We start from the raw sequence: 873 nt of genomic DNA on the forward strand, positions 1-873 counted from the left end.
ATGATGCCAAATACAATACCGCAGTCGGTTGCGCAGCCATTCTTCCAGCTTTTTGAGCTTGGCCTGAATAGATGCCGGCTTAAAGTAATTAATCCACCCTCGTACCAACAGATTGATGCGTGAAATACGTTCTTCAAAACTGGCGGGTATCGTCTTTTTGGTCAGGTATTTAAGTTTTGTTTCAAATTCCTTCCACTTCGACGGTACGGCCACCAGCTGATATTTTCCTTTTTCCCCTTTCTTATAGGTTGGTACAAAACCGAACCCTAATACTTGAAAATCCAAAGGTTTGCGTATGCCACTTTTCTTTCTGTTTATTGGCAATCGGAGCTTGTCGCGCAGAAACTTGTAGATGCTGTTACCTACCCTTTTCGCTGACTTTTTACTTCTGACATAGATACTGAAATCATCAGCATATCTAATATAACGATGTCCGCGCTTTTCCAGTTCCTTATCCAGCTCATTAAGCAGGATATTGGAAAGCAACGGACTTAGAGGCGAACCTTGTGGGACACCCTTTTTGCGCTTGTGTAGTTTGCCGCTGATTAGTATCGATGCCCTAAGAAATGAGCGTAACAGCTTCATCGTGGGTCTACATTTCACCTTTTTATATATCAGTTCCAAGAGGACATAGTGTTCCACCTCGTCAAAGAAGCTCTTTAAATCGATGTCTATTATGCACTGGTACCCTGAATTAATATTCTTTAGGCTTTGTGCGACCGCTTGATGGGCGTTACGTTGTGGTCTGAACCCGTAACTGTGCTTGTGAAAGTCCGTCTCAAATATGGGTTGCAGTACTTGGTGTAGTGCTTGTTGAAACACCCTGTCGACAACGGTGGGAATGCCAAGCATCCGTTTCTTGCCGTTGCTCTT

Annotated in this window: 1 protein-coding gene; it reads right to left on the reverse strand. The window is 43.6% G+C overall.

The window, feature by feature from the left end:
* Nucleotides 1–873: group II intron reverse transcriptase/maturase (gene ltrA, locus HCG49_RS18405; RefSeq protein ID WP_168470938.1), on the reverse strand; the 873-nt coding region annotated here is incomplete at both ends.

Origin of the sequence: Arenibacter sp. 6A1, from assembly GCF_012272855.1 — a bacterium.
Lineage (GTDB): Bacteria > Bacteroidota > Bacteroidia > Flavobacteriales > Flavobacteriaceae > Arenibacter.